General features: G+C 65.5%; 24 protein-coding genes. 12 read left to right on the top strand and 12 right to left on the bottom strand.

Annotation, left to right across the window (positions count from 1 at the left end; all coding sequences use genetic code 11):
* Positions 1 to 19: 19 nt before the first annotated feature.
* A complete protein-coding gene (locus LWC34_RS14975; protein WP_233725667.1) occupies positions 20 to 460 on the bottom strand; it encodes a winged helix-turn-helix transcriptional regulator in 441 nt (146 codons plus the stop codon).
* A gap of 58 nt (positions 461 to 518) precedes the next feature.
* Between LWC34_RS14975 and LWC34_RS14970 the strand changes: the two genes are divergently transcribed.
* Positions 519 to 1,859, top strand: a complete 1,341-nt coding sequence (locus LWC34_RS14970) for an MFS transporter (RefSeq protein ID WP_233725666.1) — start codon at positions 519 to 521, stop codon at positions 1,857 to 1,859.
* Positions 1,860 to 1,925: 66 nt separating this feature from the next.
* Here the strand turns inward: LWC34_RS14970 and LWC34_RS14965 are convergent, their stop codons facing one another.
* The 5 genes from LWC34_RS14965 to LWC34_RS14945 form a co-directional block, all read right to left on the bottom strand.
* Positions 1,926 to 2,399, bottom strand: a complete 474-nt coding sequence (locus LWC34_RS14965) for an SCO family protein (RefSeq protein ID WP_233725665.1) — start codon at positions 2,397 to 2,399, stop codon at positions 1,926 to 1,928.
* On the bottom strand, positions 2,396 to 3,862 hold the full coding sequence (locus LWC34_RS14960) for a linalool dehydratase/isomerase domain-containing protein (RefSeq protein ID WP_233725664.1): 1,467 nt from the start codon (positions 3,860 to 3,862) through the stop codon (positions 2,396 to 2,398). The genes LWC34_RS14965 and LWC34_RS14960 overlap by 4 nt, the downstream gene beginning before the upstream one ends.
* 61 nt (positions 3,863 to 3,923) lie before the next feature.
* The gene (locus LWC34_RS14955) at positions 3,924 to 4,817 is read right to left on the bottom strand and encodes a helix-turn-helix domain-containing protein (protein ID WP_233725663.1); all 894 of its coding nucleotides are present in this window, start codon (positions 4,815 to 4,817) and stop codon (positions 3,924 to 3,926) included.
* A 79-nt stretch (positions 4,818 to 4,896) separates the two neighbouring features.
* Positions 4,897 to 6,198 (bottom strand): M20/M25/M40 family metallo-hydrolase, encoded by a 1,302-nt coding sequence (locus LWC34_RS14950; protein WP_233725662.1) that lies wholly within the window; start codon positions 6,196 to 6,198, stop codon positions 4,897 to 4,899.
* Positions 6,191 to 7,018 (bottom strand): M55 family metallopeptidase, encoded by an 828-nt coding sequence (locus LWC34_RS14945; RefSeq protein ID WP_233725661.1) that lies wholly within the window; start codon positions 7,016 to 7,018, stop codon positions 6,191 to 6,193. The genes LWC34_RS14950 and LWC34_RS14945 overlap by 8 nt, the downstream gene beginning before the upstream one ends.
* Positions 7,019 to 7,132: 114 nt before the next feature.
* Here LWC34_RS14945 and LWC34_RS14940 point away from each other — a divergent pair, with 114 nt between their 5' ends.
* From LWC34_RS14940 to LWC34_RS14910, 7 genes are all read left to right on the top strand, one after another.
* Positions 7,133 to 8,932 (top strand): ABC transporter substrate-binding protein, encoded by a 1,800-nt coding sequence (locus LWC34_RS14940; RefSeq protein WP_308200042.1) that lies wholly within the window; start codon positions 7,133 to 7,135, stop codon positions 8,930 to 8,932.
* Between the two features lie 6 nt (positions 8,933 to 8,938).
* Positions 8,939 to 9,964, top strand: a complete 1,026-nt coding sequence (locus LWC34_RS14935) for an ABC transporter permease (RefSeq protein WP_233725660.1) — start codon at positions 8,939 to 8,941, stop codon at positions 9,962 to 9,964.
* Complete coding sequence (locus LWC34_RS14930; RefSeq protein ID WP_233725659.1) at positions 9,961 to 10,845, top strand: ABC transporter permease; 885 nt, start codon at positions 9,961 to 9,963, stop codon at positions 10,843 to 10,845. The genes LWC34_RS14935 and LWC34_RS14930 overlap by 4 nt, the downstream gene beginning before the upstream one ends.
* A complete protein-coding gene (locus tag LWC34_RS14925; RefSeq protein ID WP_233725658.1) occupies positions 10,842 to 12,461 on the top strand; it encodes a dipeptide ABC transporter ATP-binding protein in 1,620 nt (539 codons plus the stop codon). The genes LWC34_RS14930 and LWC34_RS14925 overlap by 4 nt, the downstream gene beginning before the upstream one ends.
* Positions 12,462 to 12,569: 108 nt before the next feature.
* On the top strand, positions 12,570 to 14,141 hold the full coding sequence (gene mptB / locus LWC34_RS14920) for a polyprenol phosphomannose-dependent alpha 1,6 mannosyltransferase MptB (RefSeq protein ID WP_233725657.1): 1,572 nt from the start codon (positions 12,570 to 12,572) through the stop codon (positions 14,139 to 14,141).
* A gap of 228 nt (positions 14,142 to 14,369) precedes the next feature.
* Positions 14,370 to 14,969 (top strand): TetR/AcrR family transcriptional regulator, encoded by a 600-nt coding sequence (locus LWC34_RS14915; RefSeq protein ID WP_233725656.1) that lies wholly within the window; start codon positions 14,370 to 14,372, stop codon positions 14,967 to 14,969.
* A 95-nt stretch (positions 14,970 to 15,064) separates the two neighbouring features.
* The gene (locus LWC34_RS14910; RefSeq protein ID WP_233725655.1) at positions 15,065 to 15,679 is read left to right on the top strand and encodes a DUF3558 family protein; all 615 of its coding nucleotides are present in this window, start codon (positions 15,065 to 15,067) and stop codon (positions 15,677 to 15,679) included.
* On the opposite strand, the gene LWC34_RS14905 is transcribed toward LWC34_RS14910, so the two are convergent.
* Complete coding sequence (locus tag LWC34_RS14905; protein ID WP_233725654.1) at positions 15,670 to 16,161, bottom strand: hypothetical protein; 492 nt, start codon at positions 16,159 to 16,161, stop codon at positions 15,670 to 15,672. The two genes, LWC34_RS14910 and LWC34_RS14905, sit on opposite strands and share 10 nt — an antisense overlap.
* A 131-nt stretch (positions 16,162 to 16,292) precedes the next feature.
* Here LWC34_RS14905 and LWC34_RS14900 point away from each other — a divergent pair, with 131 nt between their 5' ends.
* Positions 16,293 to 17,057 carry a transposase family protein gene (locus LWC34_RS14900; RefSeq protein ID WP_233724674.1) on the top strand — a complete coding sequence of 255 codons (765 nt, stop codon included), beginning with the start codon at positions 16,293 to 16,295 and terminating at the stop codon, positions 17,055 to 17,057.
* Here the strand turns inward: LWC34_RS14900 and LWC34_RS14895 are convergent.
* From LWC34_RS14895 to LWC34_RS14885, 3 genes are all read right to left on the bottom strand, one after another.
* Positions 17,039 to 17,617: a hypothetical protein gene (locus LWC34_RS14895; protein ID WP_233725653.1), complete on the bottom strand. Its 579-nt coding sequence runs from the start codon at positions 17,615 to 17,617 to the stop codon at positions 17,039 to 17,041. The two genes, LWC34_RS14900 and LWC34_RS14895, sit on opposite strands and share 19 nt — an antisense overlap.
* Positions 17,618 to 17,641: 24 nt before the next feature.
* Complete coding sequence (locus tag LWC34_RS14890; protein WP_233725652.1) at positions 17,642 to 18,046, bottom strand: hypothetical protein; 405 nt, start codon at positions 18,044 to 18,046, stop codon at positions 17,642 to 17,644.
* 148 nt (positions 18,047 to 18,194) lie between these two features.
* A complete protein-coding gene (locus tag LWC34_RS14885) occupies positions 18,195 to 18,383 on the bottom strand; it encodes a hypothetical protein (protein WP_233725651.1) in 189 nt (62 codons plus the stop codon).
* Between the two features lie 773 nt (positions 18,384 to 19,156).
* Between LWC34_RS14885 and LWC34_RS14880 the strand changes: the two genes are divergently transcribed.
* Positions 19,157 to 19,537, top strand: a complete 381-nt coding sequence (locus LWC34_RS14880) for a DUF3224 domain-containing protein (protein WP_233725650.1) — start codon at positions 19,157 to 19,159, stop codon at positions 19,535 to 19,537.
* Here LWC34_RS14880 and LWC34_RS14875 read toward each other — a convergent pair.
* Both LWC34_RS14875 and LWC34_RS14870 read right to left on the bottom strand, forming a co-directional pair.
* On the bottom strand, positions 19,512 to 20,429 hold the full coding sequence (locus LWC34_RS14875) for a S66 peptidase family protein (protein WP_233725649.1): 918 nt from the start codon (positions 20,427 to 20,429) through the stop codon (positions 19,512 to 19,514). The genes LWC34_RS14880 and LWC34_RS14875 overlap by 26 nt on opposite strands.
* Positions 20,426 to 22,342: a prolyl oligopeptidase family serine peptidase gene (locus LWC34_RS14870; protein WP_233725648.1), complete on the bottom strand. Its 1,917-nt coding sequence runs from the start codon at positions 22,340 to 22,342 to the stop codon at positions 20,426 to 20,428. Before LWC34_RS14870 ends, LWC34_RS14875 begins: the two co-directional genes overlap by 4 nt.
* Positions 22,343 to 22,559: 217 nt before the next feature.
* Here LWC34_RS14870 and LWC34_RS14865 point away from each other — a divergent pair, with 217 nt between their 5' ends.
* Positions 22,560 to 23,126, top strand: coding sequence for a DUF3090 domain-containing protein (locus tag LWC34_RS14865; protein WP_233725647.1), 567 nt, complete (start codon positions 22,560 to 22,562; stop codon positions 23,124 to 23,126).
* The gene (locus tag LWC34_RS14860) at positions 23,123 to 23,923 is read left to right on the top strand and encodes an SCO1664 family protein (protein WP_372496541.1); all 801 of its coding nucleotides are present in this window, start codon (positions 23,123 to 23,125) and stop codon (positions 23,921 to 23,923) included. Before LWC34_RS14865 ends, LWC34_RS14860 begins: the two co-directional genes overlap by 4 nt.
* Positions 23,924 to 24,733: the final 810 nt, after the last annotated feature.

Below are 24,733 nucleotides of genomic sequence, written 5' to 3'. Positions count from 1 at the left end.
ACGAAATACACCCAACAGCTCACGAGCGGGGGAGGACCCTGACCTCGTCGCGGTGGATGATTCCGCAGTTCTGGCAGACGGGCTCGTAGGTGGTGGGGTTTCCGCAGGTTGCGTGCTCGACGACGCGAGGTGGGCCGTCGGGGTCGGGTGCGTGGTGGTCGCCCCAGTTGAGCATGGTGATCAGGACTGGGCGGAGGTCTCGGCCGCGTTCGGTGAGAACGTATTCGTAGCGGGCTGGGTGTTGCTGGTACTCGACCCGGTCGAGGATGCCGTCGGCGACCAGTTTGTTCAGGCGGTCGGACAGGATGTTGCGGGCGACGCCGAGGCTTTGCTGGAACTCGTCGAACCGGCGTTTGCCCTGCAGTGCGTCACGCACGATCAGCAAACTCCATCGCTCGCCGACGACCTCGAGCGTCCTGGCGATCGAGCAGACCTGGTTGTCGTACATCTTCCCCAGCATGTGACCAACTCTACCAACAGGGTTGCATGATGAAATCCGCTCGGCTTAGGGTTTCATCATGCAACTCGCCCGGCAGTGGAAAGTCCTGATCGTCACCTCGGTCGCGGTGTTCATGGCGTTGCTGGACGTGACGATCGTGAACGTGGCGTTCCCGGACATGCGGGCGTCGTTCGCGAACGTCCCGCTCAGCGACCTGTCGTGGGTGCTCAACGCCTACAACGTCGTCTTCGCCGCGATGCTCGTGCCCGCAGGGCGCTTGGCCGATCGGTTGGGGCGCAAGCGGACGTTCCTGACCGGGTTGGTCGTGTTCGTCGCCGCGTCTGTCCTGTGTGGAGCGGCTCCGAGTGTCGAAGTCCTGATCGCGGCCCGGGTTGTGCAGGCGGTTGGGGCCGCGGCGCTGGTGCCGATCTCCTTGAGTTTGGTGTTGCCGGAGTTTCCGCCCGAGCGGCGGGGTACGGCGGTGGCGTTGTCGACCATGACCGGGGCGATCGCCGCGGCGGCGGGTCCGTCGTTGGGTGGCGTGCTGGTGTCGTGGCAGGGGTGGCGGTGGGTGTTCTTCGTGAACTTGATCGTGTTCGCGCTGGTGTTCGTGCCCGCGGTGCGTTTGTTGCGCGAATCCTCAAAGGACGTCGAGGCGCGCTGGCCGGACATGGTGGGTGCGGGGTTGTTGGCCTTGTCGATCGGCTTCCTGGCGTTGTCGCTGGTCAAGGGCGAGGATTGGGGGTGGGGTTCGGTGCGGGTGGTGGCTGGCTTCGCGGCCGCCGTGGGGTTGATGGTCTGGTTCGTGGTGCGGTCCAAGCGGCACGAGTCGCCGGTGTTCGAGCTGTCTTTGTTCCGTAGCAAGGGTTTTTCGGCGGCGAATGCGGGTGCGTTCGTGTTCAATGTCGGTTTCTATGCGGTTTTGCTGTGCAATATCTTGTTTTTGACGGGTGTCTGGCACTATTCGGAGGCTGACGCGGGCCTTGCTGTCACGCCGGGGCCTGTGGTGGCGGCGCTAACGGCGCCGTTCGCGGGCAGGTTGGTGGATCGCTTTGGTTCACGGGCGATCGCGGTGCCCGGTGGTCTGGTGTTCGGCGCGGGCGCGTTGTGGTTGTCGCTGCATGGGGATTCTTCTTATCTGACGGGGTTTTTGCCGGGCATGCTGATGACGGGTCTCGGCGTTGGGTTGTCGATTCCGTCGTTCACCAGTGCGGCGGTGTCGCAGTTGCCTGCCAACCGCATGGCGACGGGCACGGGTATCACGTCGGCTGCCCGGCAGATCGGTGCGGTGGTGGGGATCGCGATGTTGATCGCTGTGGTGCGGGTCGGTTATGCCGAGGTGTACCTGGTGATCGCGATCGCTGGAGGTCTGGCGGCGGTGGCGGCGTCGCTGGTGTCCCGCGTCCCCAGTCCACAGTGAACACCGCCGAGGTTGTCACAAACCGCCTGGCCCGCCGGTCATAACTTCACTCTAGGGCTTGGTGAGTTAGCCGGTCAGCGCGCGGATTTGGGTGATGAGGTCGTCGGTGGGGTGTGAGTCGAGGAAGTGGGCCGCGTACTGTCCGGCTGGGTTGAGCAGGTAGGTGATCGCGGTGTGTGGGACGGCGTATCCGTCGGGATCTTGCGGATCGTCTTTGCGGCGGGCGAACACGCGGAATGCCTTCTTCGCTGTGTCGATGTCCTCGGTGCTGCCGGTCAGGCCGGTGAAGTGTGGATAGTCCTTGAGGAACGAGCGCATTCGCACTGGGTGGTCGCGGTCGGGGTCGACGGTGATGTAGAGCGCGGTGATCGGGTTGTCGACGGCGTCCAGGACGGTCGACAGGCGGGTCAGGGCGCGCGGGCACACCATGCGGCAGTGGGTGAAGCCGAAGAACACCACGACCCACGAGCCGTGGTAGGTCTCTGCGGTTACCGGGTTGCCGTCATGATCGGTGAGGGTGAAGGTGGCGGTGATGGTCATGGCCGTGGCTCCACTGTGTACGTTTGCCACTGCGGTTTTGCTTGCAGTACAAGGTGATCGTCGACGCGTCGGATGTTGGCGGGTTGGCCGTCGATACGCAGTTGCCAGTGGCCGGGGACGCGGCCGACGTGCACGATGCCGTCGCCGGGCAGGGTTTCGTCACGGCGTAGCCGGGTGATCAGTGTGCCGTCGATGACTTCGGCCTGGCTCACGTCGACGTCTCGGGAGACCGAGACGAGGGCGGGTTGGGTGAAGTGGCTGGGTGGCCAGGGGGTGTTGTAGAGACCCCACAGTCCGTCGGGCACGTTGAGTCTGGCGTAGGCCAGTAGGACGTTGCCGGTCATCGGTTCGATCTCGGTGAGGTTGCCGTCGGTGTCGGTTGGGGTGTCGTTGCGGGGGTAGTAGAGGCCGCTGTCGCGCCAGGTGGGGTTCATGTACGTGTCGGCGTGTTTGAGCATGCCGGTCAGGTTGGGTGTGTCGCCCATTTCCGCGGCCCAGACGGCGGTCCAGCCGAAGTTGCAGGTGTCGCTGATGACTCGGTTTCCTTGCACGTAGCGTGCGGGTGCGGGGTCGACGGACACTGTTCCGTCTGGTTTGTGGCGGTAGAAGGCTTTGCTTTGCCTGGGGTAGTTGTCGTGCACGAAGTCGTGGTTCCACATGTTCATCAGTGCTCCGCACCAGGCGTCGACCCAGGGTGAGGGTGCTTCGTTGGCTCGCACGGCGCGGGTGTCTTGCGAGATCATCATGTTGTAGTGGCCGTTGGTGTCGAGTCGGCCGAAGTCGGCCCATGCTTGTTCGTAGCCCGCGACGACTTCGTCTGCTCTGGTTGTGCCGGTGATCAGGTCGTGCAGGCGGAAGCCGAGGATGGCGGGTTGGTTGCAGATCTGGAAGACGCAGTTGGGTTCGCAGGCGACGCCGAGGTAGCCGTTTTCGACCATTTGCCAGTAGATGTGGTCGTTGAGGGTGTCTCTGTCGTATGCGAATCGTTTTTCCTCGCCGCCCCAGAAGTAGGACCAGTGGTGGAAGGTGAGGGATTCGGGTTGGGCGTAGCGGTCGCTGGCGAACATGTAGTCGTGTAGCAGTGCCATGGATTGGACGTAGGCGCTGTACATGATGTTGTCGCGGACGACGGGGTTCCATTCTTCGGGCAGTGTGCCGAGCCAGGCGTTGGCGACGGCGCCGCCGCGGGAGAGGTCGCGCCAGTAGAGCCAGGTTTCCGGCAGGAGGATTTTGTCGATCAGGCGCACGATCGTGGGTTGGAAGAGGCCTGGTGCGGCTGGCAGGTGGTGGCGGTGGGTGAGGGCGAGTGCGTAGGCCATGTAGGCCAGCTGGAAGCGGTAGCTGCCGAAGTCTTCTTGCCCGGTGCCTTTTCCTTGCATCAGCGACCAGTCGTTGGGTTGCTGGCGGGAAAGGTTGTCGAAGTGGCGCAGGTGCCCGAGTTGCTGTGCCGTGAGGGTGGCCATGCGTCCATCATGGAGCGCATGGCCACCGTGTCGCTGGCGAAATTATGCCCCCAGCAGCTATCTATGTGCGCAGGGCGTCGATGAACCATTCGAACACTGGGACGGACGCGGGTCGTTCGCTCCATCCGTTGATCTTGCCGAGCAGGGTCCAGTACCGCTCGACGCGGCGGTCGCTGAACGTGGCGAGCGTGTCGGCGAGTTCGCGGCGTTCAGTGGTGGACATGTCGGCGGGGATGATCCGGTGCAGGATGTCCTGGCCTTCGGCTGACGTCGGGTCGATGCCCGCGGCCAGTGCTGGTGCCGCGTGTTCGAACACTTTCTGTGGGTCGCCATGTGCTGGCGGTTGTTGGTCGGACGCGCCCGCGACGGCCATTTCGCGGACGCGTTGTTTGAAGGACGGGTCGGCGACGAGTTCGGCGAGTTCGATCCAGGCGTCGACCTGTTCGGGTGTGGGGTCGTCGGGCAGTTCGGTTGGCATGGTGCGCATGCCGTCGGCGATGCGTGTGCCTTCTGGCCGGTTGTCGACGCCCGCGAAGGCTTCATCGACGAATGTGTCGATGATTCGCTGCCGCTCCTGCGCGGACAGCTTGGCCAGTTCGTGCATCAGTTTCATCTCCTCAGTCGTACTGCCTCTGCTGGCGACCGAGTTCAGTACCGCGCGGCGGAGCCGCAGGGTGCGGATTTCCGTGTCCAGCGCGCGGACGTGTGCTTTGGCGACGTCCGCGAGGGTGACCTGGTCGCGCAGGACTCGTTCGACGGTGTCGAGGTCGATGCCCAGTTCGCGCAGGGTGCGGACCAGGTCGAGTCTGGCGGCGGCCTCGGCGTCGTACATCCGGTAGTTGCCGGAGGTGCGTCCCGCGGGTGGGACGAGGCCGAGGTCGGACCAGAACCGTACGGTGCGCACCGGCAGGCCGGTGGTTCGGGCGAGCTGCCCGATGCTGAACAACTCGGTCACGTGATCAGCCTCAACCTTCCAGCGACTGGAGACTCAAGCCGATTATTGACCGTTGTTGTGTGACCGTGCCTGAGCTGGCTTAGACGGTTGACAGGAAGTGGTCGAGCACGCGGGTGCCGAAGCGTAGGCCGTCGATGGGGACGCGTTCGTCGACGCCGTGGGCCATGGCGCGGTAGTCGAAGCCTTCCGGCAGTGATAGGGGTGCGAAGCCGTAGCCGGGGATTCCTAGGCGGGCGAAGGCTTTGGCGTCGGTTCCGCCGCCCATGCAGTAGGGCACGACGACGGCGTCGGGGTCTTGGGTGCGGATGGCGGCGGCCATGGCGTCGAACCAGGGTGAGTCGACGGGTGCCTGGATGGCGGGGTTGCGGTAGACGAATTCGCGGGTGACGCCCGGTCCGAGCAGGGAGTCGATGGTGGTCAGCAGTTCCTGTTCGGTGCCGGGCAGGGTGCGGGTGTCCACTTCGGCCTCTGCGGTGGATGGGATGACGTTGACCTTGTATCCGGCTTTGAGCACGGTCGGGCGGGTGCTGTTGCGGACGGTGTTTTCCACCAGTGGTGCGGCTTTGCCGAGGCGTTGGACGGTGGCGTCCACATCGGACAGGTCGACGTCGATGCCCAGTGCGGCGCCGGTGCGTTGCAGGAACGCGGTCACGGTGGGTGTGAGGCGGATGGGCCATTCGTGGTGGGCGATGCGGTCGAGGGCGCTGATGAGTTTGACGACGGCGTTGTCGTCGTTGCGGCGGGAGCCGTGTCCGGCGCGTCCGGTGGCGGTGAGTCGCAAGTGGCTGGTGCCGCGTTCGGCGGTGCCGATTGGGTATAGGCGTATGGGTGCGCCGGAGGCGTGGGTGACGTGGTAGGAGTAGCCGCCGGATTCGCTGATGGTGGCGCCGCAGCCGTCGAACAGTGTGGGGTGTTCCTTTACTAGCCATTCGGCGCCGTATGCGCCGGTGTCTTCTTCGTCGGCGACGAAGGCGAGGACGATGTCGCGGCGTGGTCTGCGGTCTTCGTGTGCCCAGGTGGACAGCACGGTCAGGACCATGGCGATGAAGTCTTTCATGTCGGTGGCGCCGCGGCCCCAGACGTATCCGTCGGTGATCTCTCCGGAGAAGGGATCGCGTGACCATTGCGCGGGGTCGGCGGGGACGACGTCGAGGTGTCCCTGTACCAGCAGCGCGGGCAGTGTGGAGTCGGTGCCGGTGACGCGGGCGATGACGTTGCTGCGGCGGGCGTCGCGTTCGAGGATTTTCGATTCGATGCCTGCGGCGGCCAGGACGGTCGCGACGAGTTCGGCGGCGTCGCGTTCGCCGGCTGATTGCCCGCCACCGTAGTTGGTGGTGTCCAGGCGGATCAGCCGGGAGCACAATGCTTCAACGTCATCCATAGATACCCTCCACGGCGCCCGCCGCGATGGCGGTCACCACTTTAAACGCTTTCATGGCTTCGGTCATGGTGGCTGCGTCGAAGCCGACCCGTCGCACGTCGATGAGTTCCACGGTCGGTACGACCGCGGCGGCGTGCGCCAGGTGTGTGGCGTCGAATTCCACCTCAATGCGATGCGGCGCGGTGTGGCTTTCGGTACGGCCAGCGTTTTTCATCCCCTCGGCTGCTTGGGTGCGGATCACCTCCCTGGTCCTGGCTGGGGGAAAGCAGATGGCCGCGTACCGGCTGACGCATTGCTTGACTACGGCTACCCGTGCGTGTGGCACGTAATCGCGAGCGTCTTCACAGGTCTTGTCGTCGCCGGTGACCAGCAGGACGGGGACGCCGTGTTCGGCGGCCATGGCGGCGTTGAGGCGGCCTTCGCTGGCGTGCACGCCGTCGAGCCAGACGCTGGTGATGGAGTTTTCCAGGTAGGTGTGGGCCAGGACGCCGTCGAGGCCCGCGCCGGTGTGGTAGCCGAGGAACACCACGCCGTCCATGCCGGTGTCGATGCCTTGCATCATGGACAGTGGCTTGTGGCGTCCGGTGAGCATGGTCGCGCGTTCGTCGAGGTCTTCCAGCAGGAGGTTGCGCTGCGCGGAGTGGGCTTCGTTGACCAGCACGCTGGTGGCGCCCGCGTCGAAGAGGCCTTCGATGCAGGCGTTGACGTCGCCGGTGAACAGGCGTCGCATCCGCTGCCATTGCTCGGTGCCGGGCACGACGTCCTGGGTGTAGGTGACCCCCGTCGCGCCTTCCATATCGGCCGATATCATGATCCGCACGGGCTCACCGTAAGGCTTTAAGTTACGTCTTGGCACGATCTGCCGGTACTCATTGACTTCTCAGGTTGATGAATGGTTATTTCTTTCCGAATTGCGGAGGAGAGGTGGTTCGTCGTGCTGGTCAGACGTCGGGTGGCTGGGGTGGCGGGGGTGATCGCGCTGGTCGCGGTGGCCGCGCCGGGGGTGGCCGGTACCGCGCAGGCTCAGGAGAAGGTGTTGCGGGCTGGGGTGACCCAGGATCTGGATTCGCTCAACCCGTTCATCAGCATCACCCGGATCGGTACGGATCTGACCCGGTTGACCTATGAGTATCTGACCACGTATGACGCGAAGGACTACCACCCGGTGCCGGGTCTGGCGGAGTCGTGGTCGACCTCGGACGACAAGCTGACGTGGACGTTCAAGATCCGCTCTGGGGCGAAGTGGTCGGACGGGCAGCCGATCACCTCGGCGGACCCGGAGTTCACGCTGACCAAGATGATGACCAATGACGACGCGGCCACGGCCAACGGCAGCTTCGTGCAGGGCTGGGAGTCGGTGACCGCGCCCGATCCGCAGACCCTGGTGATCAAGACCAAGCAGCCGCGTTCGACGATGCTGGCGCTGGACATCCCGATCGTGCCCAAGCACGTGTGGGAGAACGTCACCGACTTGAAGGCCGAACCGCCACTGCCGCTGGTGGGCAGCGGGCCGTTCATTCTGCAGGACTACAAGGCCAGCCAGTTCATCAAGATGAAGGCCAACAAGGACTACTGGCGGGGCGCGCCGAAGATCGACGCGTTGGATTTCGTGTACTACAAGAACGTCGACGCTGAGGTGCAGGCGCTGAAGAACGGTGACATCGACCTGATGTCACGGCTGGTGCCCGCCCAGTACGACGCGCTCAAGAGCGATCCGAACGTCAAGCTGAACACCGGGGCGGGCCGCCGGTTCAACGAGATCCTGATCAACCCGGGTGCGACGTCGAAGGATGGCGCGCCGATCGGGGATGGCAACCCGGCGCTCAAGGACATCCAGTTGCGTAAGGCGATCGCGTTGTCGATCGATTCCAAGACGATCGTGGACCGGGTGTGGGGCGGGTACGCCGTGGAAGCGGCCGGGTACATCCCGCCGGGGTTCTCGGAGTTCCACTGGCCGCAGAAGCAGAAGTTCGACCCGGCCGAGGCCAACCGGATGCTGGATGCCGCCGGGTACGCCAAGGGCGCGGACGGCGTCCGGGTCGACAAGACCGGTAAGGCGTTGCGGTTGCGGTTGTTGGGCCACGCGGGCACGAACCTGGATGAGCAGTCGTCGAAGTTCGTGGTGAACTGGCTCAAGGACATCGGTATCGCGCTTGAGCCGCAGATGGTGTCCGACCAGAAGGTCAACGACGCCACCACGGGCGGCAACTTCGACCTGGCGGTGTCGGGCTGGAACGCCAACCCCGACCCCGACTATGTGCTGTCGCTGCAGACCTGCGCCAACCGCCCGAACGCCGACGGCAAGGGCGGCACCCCGGACTCGTTCCTGTGCGACCAGGAATACGAGACGCTGTATGCCCAGCAGGCGGCCGAGACCGACCGGGCCAAGCGCGTGGAGATCGTCAAGAAGATGCAGCAGGTCCTGGCTGATCGGGCGACGCTGGTGCTGCTGGGGTATGACAACCCGCTGGAGGCCTACCGGGCTGACCGGTGGGCGCCGTTCACCACGCAGCCGTCCGACGGTGGCGTGATCATGAACCAGCAGGGTTACTGGGGTTACTACAGTGCCACCCCGGGCAAGACCACCAGCGACGACAACGCCGCGACGGCGGAGTCCAGCAGCAACACCGGCCTGGTGCTTGGTTTGGTCGGCGGTGGTGTGGTCGTGGTGATCGCGGGCGCGTTGGTGTTCGCGCGGCTGCGTCGCCGTGGCTCGGCTGACGAACGGGAGTAGGCACCGGTGACCGATTTCCTCGCGCCTGTCGAGGAGTCGATCGTGGAAGCCCCGCCGCCGCAGCGCGGTGGCGGGGTTGTTCGCTATCTGCTCACGAAGATCGGTGGCGCGATCATGAGCGTGCTCATGGTCGTGGTGCTGGGGTTTTTCCTGTTCCGGGTGATGCCGGGTGACCCGTTGGTGACCATGACCCGCGGTCGTCCGGTGTCCGGCGCCCAGTTGGAGAAGCTGCGCGCCGATTTCGGGTTCGACAAGCCGATCCTGGCGCAGTTTTGGGATTATCTGGTCGGTTTGCTGCACGGCGACTTCGGCCCCTCGTACGCCTTCAACGCCCCCGCTGGGGTGATCATCGGCGAGCGGATCGGCCCGACCCTGCTGTTGATGGGCACCGCGACGCTGCTGGCGGCCGCGTTCGGGCTGTGGATGGGCGTGAAAACGGCGTGGCGCCGCAACGGGCCCCTTGATCGGGGCTCGAGTGGTGTGGCGCTGGTGTTCTGGTCGATCCCGCCGTGGTGGCTGGGTGTGGTGCTGCTGATGGTCCTGGGTGGTGTGTTCCCCTCTGGGGGTATGCAGCGGCCGGACTCGCCGACTGCGTTGATCCCGCATGCGCTGGACGTGGCGCATCACATGGTGCTGCCGGTGATCACGCTCGTGCTCGTGCTCTACGGGCAGTATCAGCTGGTGATGCGGGCCTCGCTGCTGGAGGAAATGAACTCCGACTACCTGACCACGGCTCGGGCCAAGGGATTGCGTGACGATTTGGTGCGTCGCCGTCACGCGCTGCCCAACGCGTTGCTGCCCGCCACGACCCTGGTGTTCCTGCACCTGGGCATGGTGGTGTCCGGCGCGATCACGGTCGAGGCGGTCTACTCGTGGCCCGGCCTTGGGCAGCTGACGGCGCAGGCCCTGGCGGCCAAGGATCTGCCGTTGCTGCAAGGAATCTTCATTGTGCTGGTGATCACCGTGGTGATCATGAACTTGATCGCCGACCTGCTGCTGCGGGTGCTGGATCCGAGGGTGCGTGCGTCATGACCAGTCCGGCGTGGGCCCGTCGCCGCGCGGCGGCGGGCAAAGTGTGGCGTGAGTTCGCTGGCAACAAAGGCGGCCTGTTCGGCCTGGTCATCCTGCTGTTGTTCGTCGCGACGGGGATCCTGGCGCCGCTGTTGATCTCGGATGCGTCGCTGGATGTCACCAAAGCCACCGGTGCACGGCTGGAATCGCCCAGCGGCAGCTTCTGGCTCGGCACCGACGAGAACGGCGTGTCGGTGCTGGCGCTCACGCTGTGGGGCACGCGGCTCTCGCTCATCGTGGGGCTGGCCGCGGCGCTGCTGTCGATGCTGATCGGCACGATCGTGGGCATCCTGGCCGGGCACTTCGGCGGCTGGTTTTCCGCGGTGCTGTTGCGGTTCACCGATTTCTTTTTGATCATGCCGTCGCTGGTGCTGGCGATCGCGCTCTCGGCGGTGCTGGAAGGCGGCGCGGGCACGATCATCCTCGCCATCGGCCTGGTGTCCTGGCCCACCAGCGCCCGGCTCGTGCGCGCCCAGACCCTGTCGGTGGAGGCGCGGCCTTATATCGAGCGGGCGCGGGCGTTGGGCGGCGGGCACGGGCACGTGATCTTCAAGCACGTCCTGCCCTCGGTACTGCCGCTGGTGTTCGTCAACACGACATTGGCGGTCGGTTCGGCGATCGTGGCCGAATCGACCCTGCGGTTCCTCGGCCTGGGCGACCCGACCGAGATCACCTGGGGTGGGCTGTTGCGCTCGGCGGGCAGCAGCGGCGCGATCACCGCGGGCGCCTGGTGGTACCTGCTTCCGCCCGGCGTCGCGATCGTGCTGCTGGTATTGGCGTTCACCATGGTGGGGCGCGCGTTGGAGACCGTGTTGAACCCGAAACTGCGGGAGCGCCGATGACGACGCCGGTGTTGGAACTGCGTGACCTGCGGGTGACCTATGCGGGCGGCCAGGAGGCGGTGCGTGGCGTCGATCTGACCCTGCCAGCGGGCCAGACGCTCGGGCTGGCGGGGGAGTCCGGCTGCGGCAAATCGACCCTGGCGATGTCGGTACTGCGGCTGTTGCCCAAAGACGCGCAGGTCACCGGCGAGATCCTGCTGGATGGCGAGGACACCCGCACGATGAGCTGGGGACGGCTGCGCACCGTGCGCTGGTCGTCGGCCTCGGTGGTGTTCCAGGGCGCGATGCACGCGCTCAACCCGGTGCGCACGATCGGCTGGCAGATCGCCGAACCGCTGCGCCTGCACGCCAGCGTGCCGGAGGCCAAGATCAGCGCCCGCGTGGCCGAACTGCTCACCCAGGTGGAACTGCCGGTCGACAAGGCACAGGCCTACCCGCACGAGCTGTCCGGTGGGCAGAAACAACGCGTGATGATCGCGATGGCCCTGGCGTGCGAGCCGCGGCTGGTGATCGCCGACGAACCGACCACCGCCCTGGATGTCATCGTCCAAGCCCAAGTGCTGGCCCTGATGACCCGCCTGGTCACCGAGCACGGCATCGGCCTGGTCATGATCAGCCACGACCTGTCGGTGCTCGGGTCGATGTGCCAGCGGCTGGCGATCATGTACGACGGGCAGATCGTGGAGCTGGGCACCGCCGCCACGGTCGTGCACGATCCGCAGCACGAGCACACCAAAGCTCTCGCGGCGGCGTTCCCGACCGTCGGCGACCCGGCCTCGCGCTACGCGCCCGCCACGACCAACCCCGCTGGGCTTCCAGCACCGGTCGTGCCAGAAGCGGGGAAACCGTTGCTGCAGACCGAGAATCTCGTCGTGGACTTCCGTCGGCGCGGCGGCGGGTGGACCCGGGCGGTCAAGGACGTGAGCCTGCAGGTCGGTCACGGCGAGATCGTCGCCCTGGTCGGCCAGTCCGGGTCCGGCAAGACCACGCTGGCGCGGACCGTGCTGGGCCTGCAGCAACCCACCAGCGGAGACGTGTCGTTCGACGGGCGGCCGTTGCCGCGTTCCTCACGGGGGCTGCGTGACTACCGCAAACAAGCCCAGTTGGTCCTGCAAGACCCCGCCAGCGCGCTCAACCCGCGCCACACCGTATATGAGTCGATCGCCGAAGGCCTGCGTATCCACAACGTGCCCGGCGATGAGCGCGCCCTGGTCGCCGCGGCGCTCGAGGCGGCCGAACTACGCCCGGCGGAGCGGTTCATGCCGGTCCTGCCGCACCATTTGTCCGGCGGGCAACGGCAACGCGTCGTCATCGCCGGGGCCTTGGCGCTGCAACCCCGGCTGCTGGTCGCCGACGAACCCGTCGCCTCCCTTGACGCCTCCGTGCGCGGCGAGATCCTGGCGCTGCTGCTGCGGCTGCGCGCCGATCTCGGCCTGGCCGCGCTCGTGATCACCCATGATCTGGGGCTGGCATGGAACATCGCCGACCGGGTCGCGGTGATGTATCAGGGCGAGCTGGTGGAAGTCGGTGATGTCGCGGATGTCCTGCTTGCGCCGCAGCACGATTACACCAAATCGCTGCTGGCCGCTGTGCCGGTCGTCGCAACGCCCGGCTAGCGGTGTTAGTCCTGTGTTAAGACCAATGCAGTGTCCGCGTCGCAGTGATGTTGACCACGGGTGGCCCTCACCGCACGCCTGAGGACGGTGTGTAACCTGCTAGACGCCATGGCCACCACCACTGAAGATCCGGCGCCGAACCTGGATACCACTTTGGGTGCTGACTCCGACAACACCGACACGAGCGTCGGCAAGCCCGCACTGGGCATGCCGGTACGCACGATCGCGCTCGGCACACTCGGCACAGTCCTGATCCTGCTCACGGCCGTCGGCGCGGCCGGGATCCTTGTTCGCGACCCGATCCTCGGCGACGGCCCGATGTCGTGGATCCGTTACGGCCACGGCCAGATGCTCGCCACCGCGATCCTCTACATCGGCTTCGCCCTCGTGGTCTGGGCGTGGGTGCGGCTGGGCCGCCACGTGCTGGCCGGCCGGGTCGACGCCCGCGCGGTGCTCACCGCGGCACTGTGCTGGACCGCGCCGCTGCTGTTCTCCCCGCCGGTGTTCACCCGCGACGTGTTCTCCTACCTCGGCCAGGGCATGCTGCCGCTGCAAGGCTTCGACCCCTACCTGGTCGGCCCGGCCAACCTGGAGAACATCCCCGAGATCTCCCAGAACGTGCACTCGTTCTGGCAAACCACCCCCGCCCCCTACGGGCCGCTGTTCATCCTGCTCGCCAAAGGCGTCGTGTCGGTCACCGGCGACAACGCCATCTTCGGCGTCATCCTCATGCGCCTGGCCCTGGCGGTCGGCCTCGGCCTGCTGATCTGGGCACTGCCCGGCCTGGTCAAACACCTCGGCGGAAAACTGCCGATCGCGCTGTGGCTCGCCGTGGCCAGCCCGATGACCGTGGTGCACCTGGTCGGCGGACCGCACAACGACATCCTGATGATCGGCCTGCTCGCCGCGGGCACCCTGTGCATGCTCAACCGCAAACACGCGCTGGGCATCATCCTGGCGACCCTGGCGATGGCCGTGAAAGCCTCGGCCGCGCCCGCGCTGCCGTTCCTGGTGTGGATCTGGGCCAACCACCTCGACGGCACCTTCTGGCGCCGGTTCGTGCGTGCCGCCTCGGTGTCCATCGGGATCTTCGCCACCACCTTCACCGCCGTGACACTGGCCGCGGGCGTGAACCTCGGCTGGTTCCCGGCCCTGCGCGCACCGGCGATGATCGTGAACTGGATGTCGCCGCCGACCGCGGCCGGTGAACTGCTGCACTGGCTCGTGTCCCTGGTGTTCAACGTGTCCAAAGAGCCGTTCATCATGGTCACCCGCACCATCGGCGCGTTGCTGCTGGTCTACATCTTCGTGCGGCAGTGGTGGGCCGCGCGCGACGGCGGGCCGGATGCCGTGCGCCGCATGGCGATCGTGCTGCTGTGCATCGCGCTGCTGTCCCCAGCGACCCTGCCGTGGTACCTCACCTGGGGCTTCGTCATCGCCGCGGCGTTGCCGTGGCAGACAAAGCGACTGCCGTTCGTGGTCGGCCTGTCGGTGTTCCTCGTGCTGACCTACTCACCAGCCGGGGAAGACCAGCTCTACAACTACCCGTTCATGGCCGCCGCGATCCTCGTGTCGATCCTCGCGGCGAAGGCCCTGACCATGATCGACCCGCTGAACATGTTCGGCCACAAGCGACCCGCCCTGGTCGACGTCGGCCCAACACCCGTGAAAACGAACTGACATCGTCCTCATGCCCCCGGCCATCGTGGCCGCGGGCATTTTGTTTGTGTACACCCGATCCGGTGACCACGACAGTGCGCCATCCACGGTCCCCGCCACCGCCTGATCAGGATCACCCTGGCCACACAGCACGAGACCACGTGGTCTGTTTTCCGGCCACCCGGTCTGACGCGCGCAGTGACCGGACCTGCACACAGGGTGGTTGATCATGGGTGTTAGGTTGCGGCGATGCAGTCGAAGACCCGCACGATCGGCCGGGACGGGCCATCGTTCATCGAGGTGGCCAGGCGTGCCCAGATCGTGGAGTGCGCCATCGAAACCATCGCAGTGCTCGGATACGCACAAGCGTCGCTGAACCAGATCGCCGAGCGGGCAGGCATCTCCAAAAGCGTGATCTCCTACCATTTCGCGGGCAAAGACGAACTGATCCAGCAAGTACTGGCAGACGTCAACCAAGCAGGAGCGGCCGTGATGTGGCCCCGCGTGCAAGCAGAAACAACCTCAGCGGGAATGCTGCACGCCTACATCCAGTCCCACCTGGACTTCATGCGCACCCACCCGAAGCATGTCGCGGCCGTCTCGGAAATCCTGATCTACCACCGAACCCAGATCACCATGGACGAAGACACCACACCCCTGGAAGAACGCCTACGCCAAGGACAACGCGACGGCGAATTCCGCACCTTCTCACCCAGACTGATGGCATGGACGATCCGTGCGGCCTTGGACGAGGTAGCACGCCAATACGTCGCCAACCCGTCCCTGGACCTCGACGAAGTCGCCCGCGAACTCACCCAGACCTTCACCCTGGCCACATCCGCACCATGACCCGGCTACCGCGGCGGACCCACCTTCCCCAAAGCGCTCATGGCACCAACGTGGTTCCGCTACGCTCGGCGACGAGTCGATGACAGGGGAGGATCATGACTGGCCGACGCGCGCGCATCACCGCCGTGGTTCTGCTGCCGTTGGCGCTCGCGGCCGCCTGCGACAGCAGCGATCCAGCTCCACCGCCCGCCACGACAACCAGCAGCACGCCAGCGACAACCACGAGCGTGAACCCCGCGACACTGGCACCTCGCGTCACGAACCCGCTGAAGGCCGACCGCTTCACCGCCGACCCCTGCAGCAGCCTGACCAGCGCGCAGCAACAGCAATTCGGCATAATCCGAACCGACGTGGACGACGACCGCGAAGGTGTCGGCTGTCGCTACGGCTACCCCAACTGGACACCCACCGCCTCAGCGGTCGAATACGCCACCAAAGTGAGCATCGGCCTGAGCTACCGATACGCGGAACACGCGCGAGGGTCCTATGACTACTGGCAACCCACAGATGTCGACGGCTATCCAGCCGTGGGATACACCGCCACCAAGCCAGAGGATCCAGGACCTGACCTCTGCAGCTTCGCCATCGGACTGGCAGACACCTTGTTTTTTTCGGTGACCGCCGAAGACAAGTCCGGTGTTGCCCGATGCTCGACAGCGAAGGACCTGGCATCGGCGGTCTTGGCCAACATCAAGGCAGATCAGAAGTAATCACGGTAGAGCGGCACCGATCCGCCCGAGTGCGTCGTGCTGCCGGGATGGGTGGGGTGATCACGATGCAACCGCATCTCGTCCACCTTGTTCGGCAACGCTTCGGCCAACTGCCTGATCGCATCCGCGGCGTCCCGCTCAACCTTGGCGACCGCGTCCAGATACTGCTTCACCGTGTCACGCAGAAAATCGTGGTCCTCCAGCAACACGGTGATCTTGTTCGCCGGTTGCCCAGATGCGGTCTTGATCGCCTCGCTGGCCGCGTCGATCAACGACACCGCCGCGATCAGAGCAGCGCCACCCCCGGACAGTACGGTTGTCGCCGCGGTGGCGATCGCTGATATCACAACCGAGGCGAGATCGATTTTCAGGCCACCGCCGCGGCCATACCAGTCATGTCCGGCGAAAACTTTCGTCATCGCGTCCATCAGCGCGGCGATGTCCTGGCTCGCCTTGTCAAAGATCGCCCGATAGCGGGCCACGTGTTCGGCCAGGATGTAACCAAGGTTCTCGGAGCGTTATTCTGGCGACTTGATCACCTCAAAATAGGACAACGACCCCAGGCAAGTAAGATCGTTTTCCTCTCACAGAAGACAACTTACAGGCGGGGTCGTTGCGTTATCAGTCTACTACAGGGCTTGCTGCTGACCAGATCCAGGAGCTTGTCGCGCGCATCTGGCAGATCATCCAATGCCATGAGAACCAAGCGTGGCCTCCGACCGTGGGACTGTATCGCGCTGTCGTGATCACTTTGGTGTACGTCCGACAGAATCTGAACCAGGCGGCCGTGGGCGATCTGTTCGGCGTCAGTCAGTCGACCGTATCGCGGATCTATCGAGGCATTCTCCCATTGATTGGGCAGGCCCTGTGCCTGCACATTCCAAACCTCAAGGAGGCCATCCGCGGCCGGCTCGTCCTGGTCGACGGAACCGATGTCCCGACCGGCAACCGTGCTGGTCACGAAGACAACTTCTCCGGCAAGCGGCGCCGCGCGGGGCTGAACATCCAGGTCGCCGCCGATACGGAGGGAGGCCTGCTGGGAATATCCGCCCCTCTGCCTGGCTCGATGCATGACCGGAAAGCGTTCGCCGAGTGTGACTGGGAAGATCTTCTGGCCGAGACCTCAGTCATCGGTGACCCTGCCTATCAGGGCACTCACACGATTACGCCTCGCAAAAAGCCAAAGGGCGGCGAGCTCTCGGCTGGCGACAAGGTGAACAATAAATTCATCTCCTCACTTCGATCCGCCGTCGAGCGATGTATCGCGCATATCAAGAACTGGAAGATGATTGCGACCGGCTATCGAGGACGCCTTTCCGAGCTCCCCAACATCATCCGGATCATCACATCGCTCGAGTTCTATCGACTCGGCTGGTAACCCTCATGAATAACGCTCTCGGTGTAAACCTGATACCGGATGAAATCCTTCTCGTATTCGTAGGCACTCGTTCTCGCTCGACCGAACCACCCTTCTTTCATTTCGGTCCAGTCGTCACGAACGCTGCACTCTTCGTTATATTTGACGTGCGGGGCCGCGTTGACGATTTTGCTCCCGTCGCGGCCGCCGCCTTGACTCGGATGCTGCCAGGTGAAATATCCGGTCACGAGTTTCTGGTAAACCGAATCAATCGCCGCGTCCTGCACACCTGCGACAGCCTCCGCCGACCGGAACAGCGCACCAGGGTCTGCGGCGAAGCCATCGATCACCGATACCGTCTGATACAGCGGGTCCGCGTCGAGATTCGGCATGCGCTGGGGCATTTCAGCATCCGGCGGCACGCTGCCACTGTCGTCGACACCAGTCGCCCGATAGATACGCGGGCCGTTGTGCGTGGCGGGTGCCAACAGGTACTCGACCCAGGAGTTGAGTTCCGCGGACGCTCTGGCCAGGTCGGGATGGGACGCCCCCGGTGATGCTCGCGACCGGCGCAGGTCCACGACCAGGAGGAAGAGGCATCTTTCTCACCGGCCCATCTCATCGAGCTGGCTCTCGATGGACCGGAACCGGTCGGCGATCGCCTGGTCGGTCTGTTTGGCCTGGGCGATGATCTGGTGCAGGGAGCTCTCGTAGTCCCGCAGTGAGGCGGTAAGACTCTCCTGGTCATGCGCGACTTGACGAAGCTGCCACTCCATGGCGTTGAGAAACGAACTACTGGCCGCCTGGATCTCGCCGTTGCCGACTCCGCCGAACCAGCCACCTGCCTGGCTGGCGTGCGCCGCAGTCACGTCACCATGAGCTTGGTCGTATCGGCCGGTGAGCTTTTCCAACTGCTCAATCACTGGCCTGAGGAATTTGTTGATTTTGAGCGTCAGCTCGTCTGGGTTGATCGCGAAGTCTGGATGTCTGCCTGCGCCTGGTGTCGACATTGCTGGTCCCCTCCTCGTGTACGCGTCCGTCACACGCGCGTCGCTCATCGTGACAGAAAGCGTCGCGGCGCGTAGCGGATTCGCTACAGAAAGAGCAACAGCTTCATGGCCGCCCCATAGTCAGGAGCGGCCATGAAGGAACCCGCGGTCAGGTCACCTGGACGTACCCGAGGAACTCCTCATTCTCGGTCTGATCCCCGCAGTCACCGACCCACAGCGCGAGCACATTCCACGTGCCCGGGTACAGCAAACTGTTGACGTTCACCCGGTTGACCGCATCCCGGTTGTCGTCACGGACAACACCGTTGCTGGACGCACCCGCCTGATGAGTGCGCACCTCCCCATTAGCGGTGTTCGAATAAATAAACGTAGCCTTCGAACCCAGTTTGATGTTGTCCCCGAATGTGCGATATGGCTGTAGAACGAGAACCGGTTGATCCGCAACGTACTGCCGGTGAAACTTTCCGCTCCGATCTGGTTTCCGATTCCGAACAACACCGACCCGCTCGGTGGGGCCTTGTGCACATGCAGATACGAACCGCACGTCGCCGCGGCGGCCGGGGTTGCCGCCACAACGGCGACGGTTCCCACGGCCAGCGCGGAAAGCACGAGGGCGATGATTCTTCTCATGCCGTGATCTCCTCCATGAATGAACGACCAAGACACCCGTCATCCATTCACAACCACGAAACCGCCGGTAGAGCAACCGCATTACTCTAGTGGTGGCTCGTCTCAAATCGTTGACCATGTAGCCGGGCTTCGGGTCTGTCCGTAATGGATGATCAATCGTCACCCGAGTCACACCTGTCGCACATGCCACACTTGTTACCCATGGTGATGCCGTGAAGGTCACCTTGGCGGCGTTGAACGCGCCTAACTCGGCCCTCATGAACAGTCGCGGGCGTGACCAGCGGCGCACGACGCAGGAGGCAGCCCTCTCGCCGAGGAAATGCCTCATTCGGGGTCACTCGGACCACCTCGGATTGACCCTGGCTAGCGAAGACCGGCTCCGCCGAACAAACGCGGCAACGTTCCGAGACACCTGGCAGCGCGAAACCCGATACTCTTCCTGACAGCGGATGTCAGGTATCCCGGGCAGGATCACCGGGCATGAAGCTCACCGCCACCTTCGAGATCACCGGCTGGGACCAGCTGGTCTACGACGACCACCACCCGCCGTTGACCAGCGCCACCATCACCAAGACCTACACCGGCGCGCTGCAGGCCACCGGGCAGGTGCACATGCTGGCCTGCCAAACCGGCGAGGACCCCAGCGACGGCGCCGGATACATGGCACAGGAACGCGTCACCGGCGAACTTGAGGGCAAAACCGGCACCTTCGTACTGCAGCACGGCGCGTGCGGTGGCCCGGACGGCAGCGAGCAGTACGGGTTCATCGTCCCGGGCAGTGCCACCGGTCAGTTGGCCACACTGACCGGGACCTGCCGGATGCGGCACGGGGAAATCAGCCTGGACTACCACCTGGGCTGAGCGCGGGTTGCAGGATCGTCAAGGTGCCGTTGTCGGCGTCCAGTTCCGCCTCCACGCCCAACGGCACCGTCAACTGCCCACGGCAATGCCCGAACCCCAACTCCCACACCGTCGGAATCCCCAACGACCCGATCAGGTCGTGCAGGATCGCCTCCACCACCGCCGGATCCCCGCAGTCGGTCCACGACCCCAGCGCGATCCCGTTCACGCCGGTGAACCAGCCTTGGCGCAACAACCCGGTCAGGATCCGATCCAGCCGATAGGTCTCCTCGGTGATGTCCTCCAACAGCAGGATCGCCTCCTGCGGCGGCGGACCGTACCCGAGCAGGCTCGCGTTGCCGCCCACCACCATCCCGCGCGCGGTGCCGTGCACCATCGTGGCGGTGTTCGGCCCGGTCAGCACCTGGGTCTTCTCCGGCTCGAACAACGTCTGCCGGAAATGCTCACGCGCCACCGCGTCGCCGATGAACCCATCCGTGGCGATCAACGGCGAGAACAACGTCGTCACGTTCAGGTGATGCAGAAACGCCTCGTGCAACACCGTGATGTCGCTGGACCCGGCCAGCAGTTTCGGACCGGCCGCGGCCATCGCGTCCCAGTCCAGCAGATCCACCATCCGCAACGTGCCGTACCCGCCACGCACGCACAACACCGCGTCAATCGCCGGATCGCACCACGCGCGCTGCAGATCCGCCGCGCGATCAGCGTCCGCGCCCGCCAAATACGGCAGCGTCGGGTGGCGGTCCAGGACGTGTTTGCCGACCTCGACGCGCAGCCCCCACGCCTCCAGATACTTGATCCCCGCGGCCAGCAGACGGTGTTTCACCGGGCCGGATGGCGCCACCAGCGCCACCCGGCTGCCCGGCCGCAACCGGGCCGGATGGATCTTCATGACTGCAGCTCCAGCACCGGCACACCCGGCGGGATGAACCCGAACACCTGACCGTAGAACGACAACTGCGCCTCCAGCACCGTGCGCTGGTTCTCGGCCTTGCGAAACCCGTGCTGCTCGCCCTCGAAGGTCAGATACGCGTACGGAATCCCCTTACCCGCCAGCAACGCCACGAACCGGTCGGCCTGCTCGGGCGGGCAGATCTCATCCTCCAAGCCCTGCAGCAACAGCACCGGACCGGCCAGCCGGTGCACGTTGTTGATCGGCGAACGCTCGGCATACCGCTCCCGCTGCGCCGGCCACGCACCCACCAGGCCCTCGACATACCGCGACTCCATGTCGTGGACCTCGCCACCCAACGCCGTCCAGCCCGCCAAATCCAGGATCGGGTACATGATCGTCGCGCACGCGTACACGCTCGTGCTGGTGATCGACGCCGCCGAGGTCCACCCGCCCGCGCTGCCGCCCATCACCGCCAGCCGCGACCCATCCGCCACATTCTCGGCCGCCAACGCGAGCCCGACTGCGGCGCAGTCGTCCACATCGACCACGCCCCACTGCTCACGCAGCGACTCACGAAACGCCCGCCCATACCCCGTGGAGCCGCCGTAATTCACCGCGACCACACCAATCCCGCGACTGGTCAGGTACGCGAAGTCCAGGTTGAGCGTCGGGGTGTATTTGTGCGTCGGACCGCCGTGCACGTACACCACATACGGCGGCTTCTCCCCAGACGGCGCCGCGTAGTCGGGGTTGCATGGCGGATACACATACGCTGGGACGCCTGCGACCGTCCGCGCCTGCGGCTCGGGCAGCAACACCGGATCAAACGGCGCCTGCTGCGGCGTATAGGCCCTCACCTCGCCGCGTGACAAATCCAGGCTCATCACCGCCATCGGCAACGACGCGCTGCCCGCCGCGCCATACAACACCCCATCGGCGGCAACCAGATCCGCGCGCCACGCGGTGAGGTCGGTGTCCACATCGGTCACGGTGGCGCTGCGTTCATCCAGGATCGCCAACTGTCCGCCGGAGTGCACCACCGCGAACCGGCCTGAGCCCAGCGGGGTGAAAAACCGTGCGCCCATCCGCCACAACGGGCCACCCAACTCCAGCTCACACGGCGCCAGATTCCGTGACCGCCCGTCGATACCGACCCGGTAGAGGTTCCACCAGCCGCTCGGGTCGGTCAGCACCAACAGCGCCGCGCTGTCCTCCCACTCGAACTGGCACACCGCCTCGCTCGGACCGCCCGCCACCACGCGGTGCTCACCGAACGTCCCATCCGCCAGGACCGGCGCGACGCACAGGCGCGCGGCGTCCCACGGCATCTCCGGGTGATCCCAGCCGAGCCACGCCGCGTGCCGACCATCCGGGCTGATCTTGGGTCCCGACAGGAAATGATGGCTCGCTCCCAGCACCCGCACCTGACCGTCGGCCAGGGCGACCAGGTCACGGCGGATGTCGGTGGGCCGATCCCCGGTGACGGTCTCGCGTACACACCACACCGCGCCGTCCGGACCGGCCTGCAGGTCGCCGTAGCGCCAGCCGTGCTCGCGCTGCGGTTGCGGCGTGATCGGCTCCGGCTCACCACCGGCCTCCCACGAGGCCTGATAGACGCGTTGATCCGCCCAGTTGGTGAACACCACCCGCTCGTGCAGCACCACCCAGGACCGGCTGCCGTACTCGTGCAGCCGGTTACGCGCACTCCACCGCGTGTCGAGGACTTCGTAGGCCTGCCCACCGGCGGGCAGGCGCATCAACGCGATCCGGCCGCCCTCGCTGGGTCTGCTCTCGGTCCACCACACGTCCGCGCCGTACAGGTCCACCCAGTCAGGGCCACCCGCCGCGGCCGCCGCGCGCTGCGCGGTGATCGGCGAGGCCCACGTCCCGTAGGAAGCGATCTTTACCACAAGCAACGACCCTACTGGCCGCGACCAGGCGCGGTCACCGTCCGTGAGACGTAATCGCCGCGACACCACCCAGGTGGGAGGAGTCGGTATCCGGACATGCCGGGACACACCGGATCGCCACGCCCGCAACAGTCGGCGCAGACACATATCCGCCATGAGCGAACTCGGGCGGCCGGGCTGCTGAGGGGCCACCGCGTGCCATAAGGTCGAAGGTGCCATGGCTCGTGTCATACATGTCTTCCGTCAGCCCGACCGGTTCATCGCCGGTACCGTCGGGCAACCAGGCGACCGCACGTTCTTCCTGCAGGCCTCGCAAGACGCCCGCACGATCAGCGTCGCACTGGAGAAACAGCAGGTCGCGGTGCTCGCCGAACGGATCGGGTCACTGCTTGACGAAGTCGGCCGCCGCTTCGGCGCCGAAGTCCCGCCCGACACCCCCGACGACCAGATGGACTCCGAACCGCTCACGGTGCCGGTCGAGGAGGAGTTCAAGGTCGGCACGATGGGCCTTGGCTGGGACGCCGACACCCGCGCGGTGGTGATCGAACTGCTCGCGGTCAGCGAGGCCGAAGTGGACGAAGCGGTCGTGCTCGACGACACCGAGGAAGGCCCGGACGCCGTGCGCGTGTTCCTCACCCCGGCCTCGGCCAAAGCCTTCGCCGACCGCGCCGACCGGGTAGTGCGCGCCGGACGTAAACCCTGTCCGCTGTGCGGCGAACCGTTGGATGCCGAGGGCCACGTCTGCCCGCGGCAGAACGGCTACCGCAGAAACGAAGAAGGCTGAGCGTGCACGCGGGTGACCCGGCAGCGCTCGAGCTGATCACCCACGGCCAGATCGACGTCGAAGGCCGTCTGGTGGACGCCTCCAACGCCACCCTCTACGGCGCGATCAGCCACGACGGGATCGCGGCGCACTGCGTGTACAAGCCGATCAACGGCGAACGCGCGCTGTGGGACTTCCCCGACGGCACCCTCGCCGGCCGGGAAGTCGCCTCCTACCTGGTCTCCCAGGCCAGCGGGCTCGGCCTGATCCCGCCGACCGTGCTGCGCGCGGGCCCGTTCGGCCGCGGCATGGTCCAGCTGTGGATCGACACCAAGGAAGGCGACGACCTGGTCGACGTCCTGGCACCTGAGGACGTCCCCGACGGATGGCGCACGGTGCTGCGCGCGCACGACCGCTACGGCGACCCGGCGGTGCTTACCCACGCCGATCACGCCAGCGTGAAACTGCTGGCCGCGTTGGACGTGGTGCTCAACAACGCCGACCGCAAGGGCGGGCACGTGCTGCACGGCACCGACGGGCGCGTCTACGGCGTGGATCACGGCATCTGCCTGCACACCGACCCGAAACTGAGGACCGTGCTGTGGGGGTTCCTCGGAGAACCCCTGCCCGAGGATGCGGTCGAGGCGCTGACGCGGCTGCGTGAACAGCTTGAGGGCGAACTGGGTCAGCAGCTGCGCCCACACCTGACCCGCCGCGAGATCCACGCCTTGCGGGAACGCACCGACGCCGTGTTGCGCGCGCCGGTATATCCCGAACCCAACCCGGACGGCCGCCCGATCCCATGGCCAGCGTTCTGAACGGATTAGGCAGTTAGACCCTCAAAAAACCGCGCGGCGGCGCGGTTATCGTGAACGGTCTTGCATCGAGCCAAGCTCCGGAAGGGCCGCCGCGCAATCATCTTCGTCGCCGCAGCATTACCCGCCACACTGACCACCACCACCACTGAAGCACACCCCAGCCACGAGGTACACCCTGGAAGTGCTGTCCGGGCTCGCGTTCGCGTGTCCACCGGCTCCGTCATGGTGTGTTGAACACGCGAGCGGCGCCCGGGGAGAAGCAACCGCGCTGGAAGCGAGTCGAGCAGTTTGACACACCGTGACGGAACGGTGGACACGCGCCAGGGCGGAGCAATGCCAGACACCGTCCGGTGGAAGCCCCGACTTTTACGGCCCGGCGTGACCGACAGACGCGGCCTATGGCTTGCCTGACGTTCACTGCCGGGTTGGGTTGGATGAACTACCGCGTGTCCGCCCCACCGGCACGGCGAGTCAAACTGCTCGACTCGCTCTCGCCGTGGCTCGGTTGCCGCCGTGCGCCGCTCGCGCGTTCAACACGCCATGCCGGAGCGGCAGACACGCGCGGGCACCCGTCACTGACTCCCCGCCAGTTCGCTACCGCTCACGGCGATACGTCATTGTGCTACCGGGTGCACGCCACACATTCCAGGCCCAAACCCTCTATCCCCTCAACCAATGTACGTACGGGACAGTCCTCTGTTCCCTTGACCGATGTACGTACCGGATAGTCCTCTGTCCTCTCGACCCATGTACGGACAGCCCCTTTGTCTCCGGACATGTTCCTTTGTCTCCGGACATGTTGGTGCGGTT

This window comes from Kibdelosporangium philippinense (genome assembly GCF_021390435.2).
Lineage (GTDB): Bacteria > Actinomycetota > Actinomycetes > Mycobacteriales > Pseudonocardiaceae > Kibdelosporangium > Kibdelosporangium philippinense.
The sequence above is the reverse complement of the archived record's forward strand: the minus strand, read 5'-3'. Positions and strand labels throughout refer to the sequence as shown.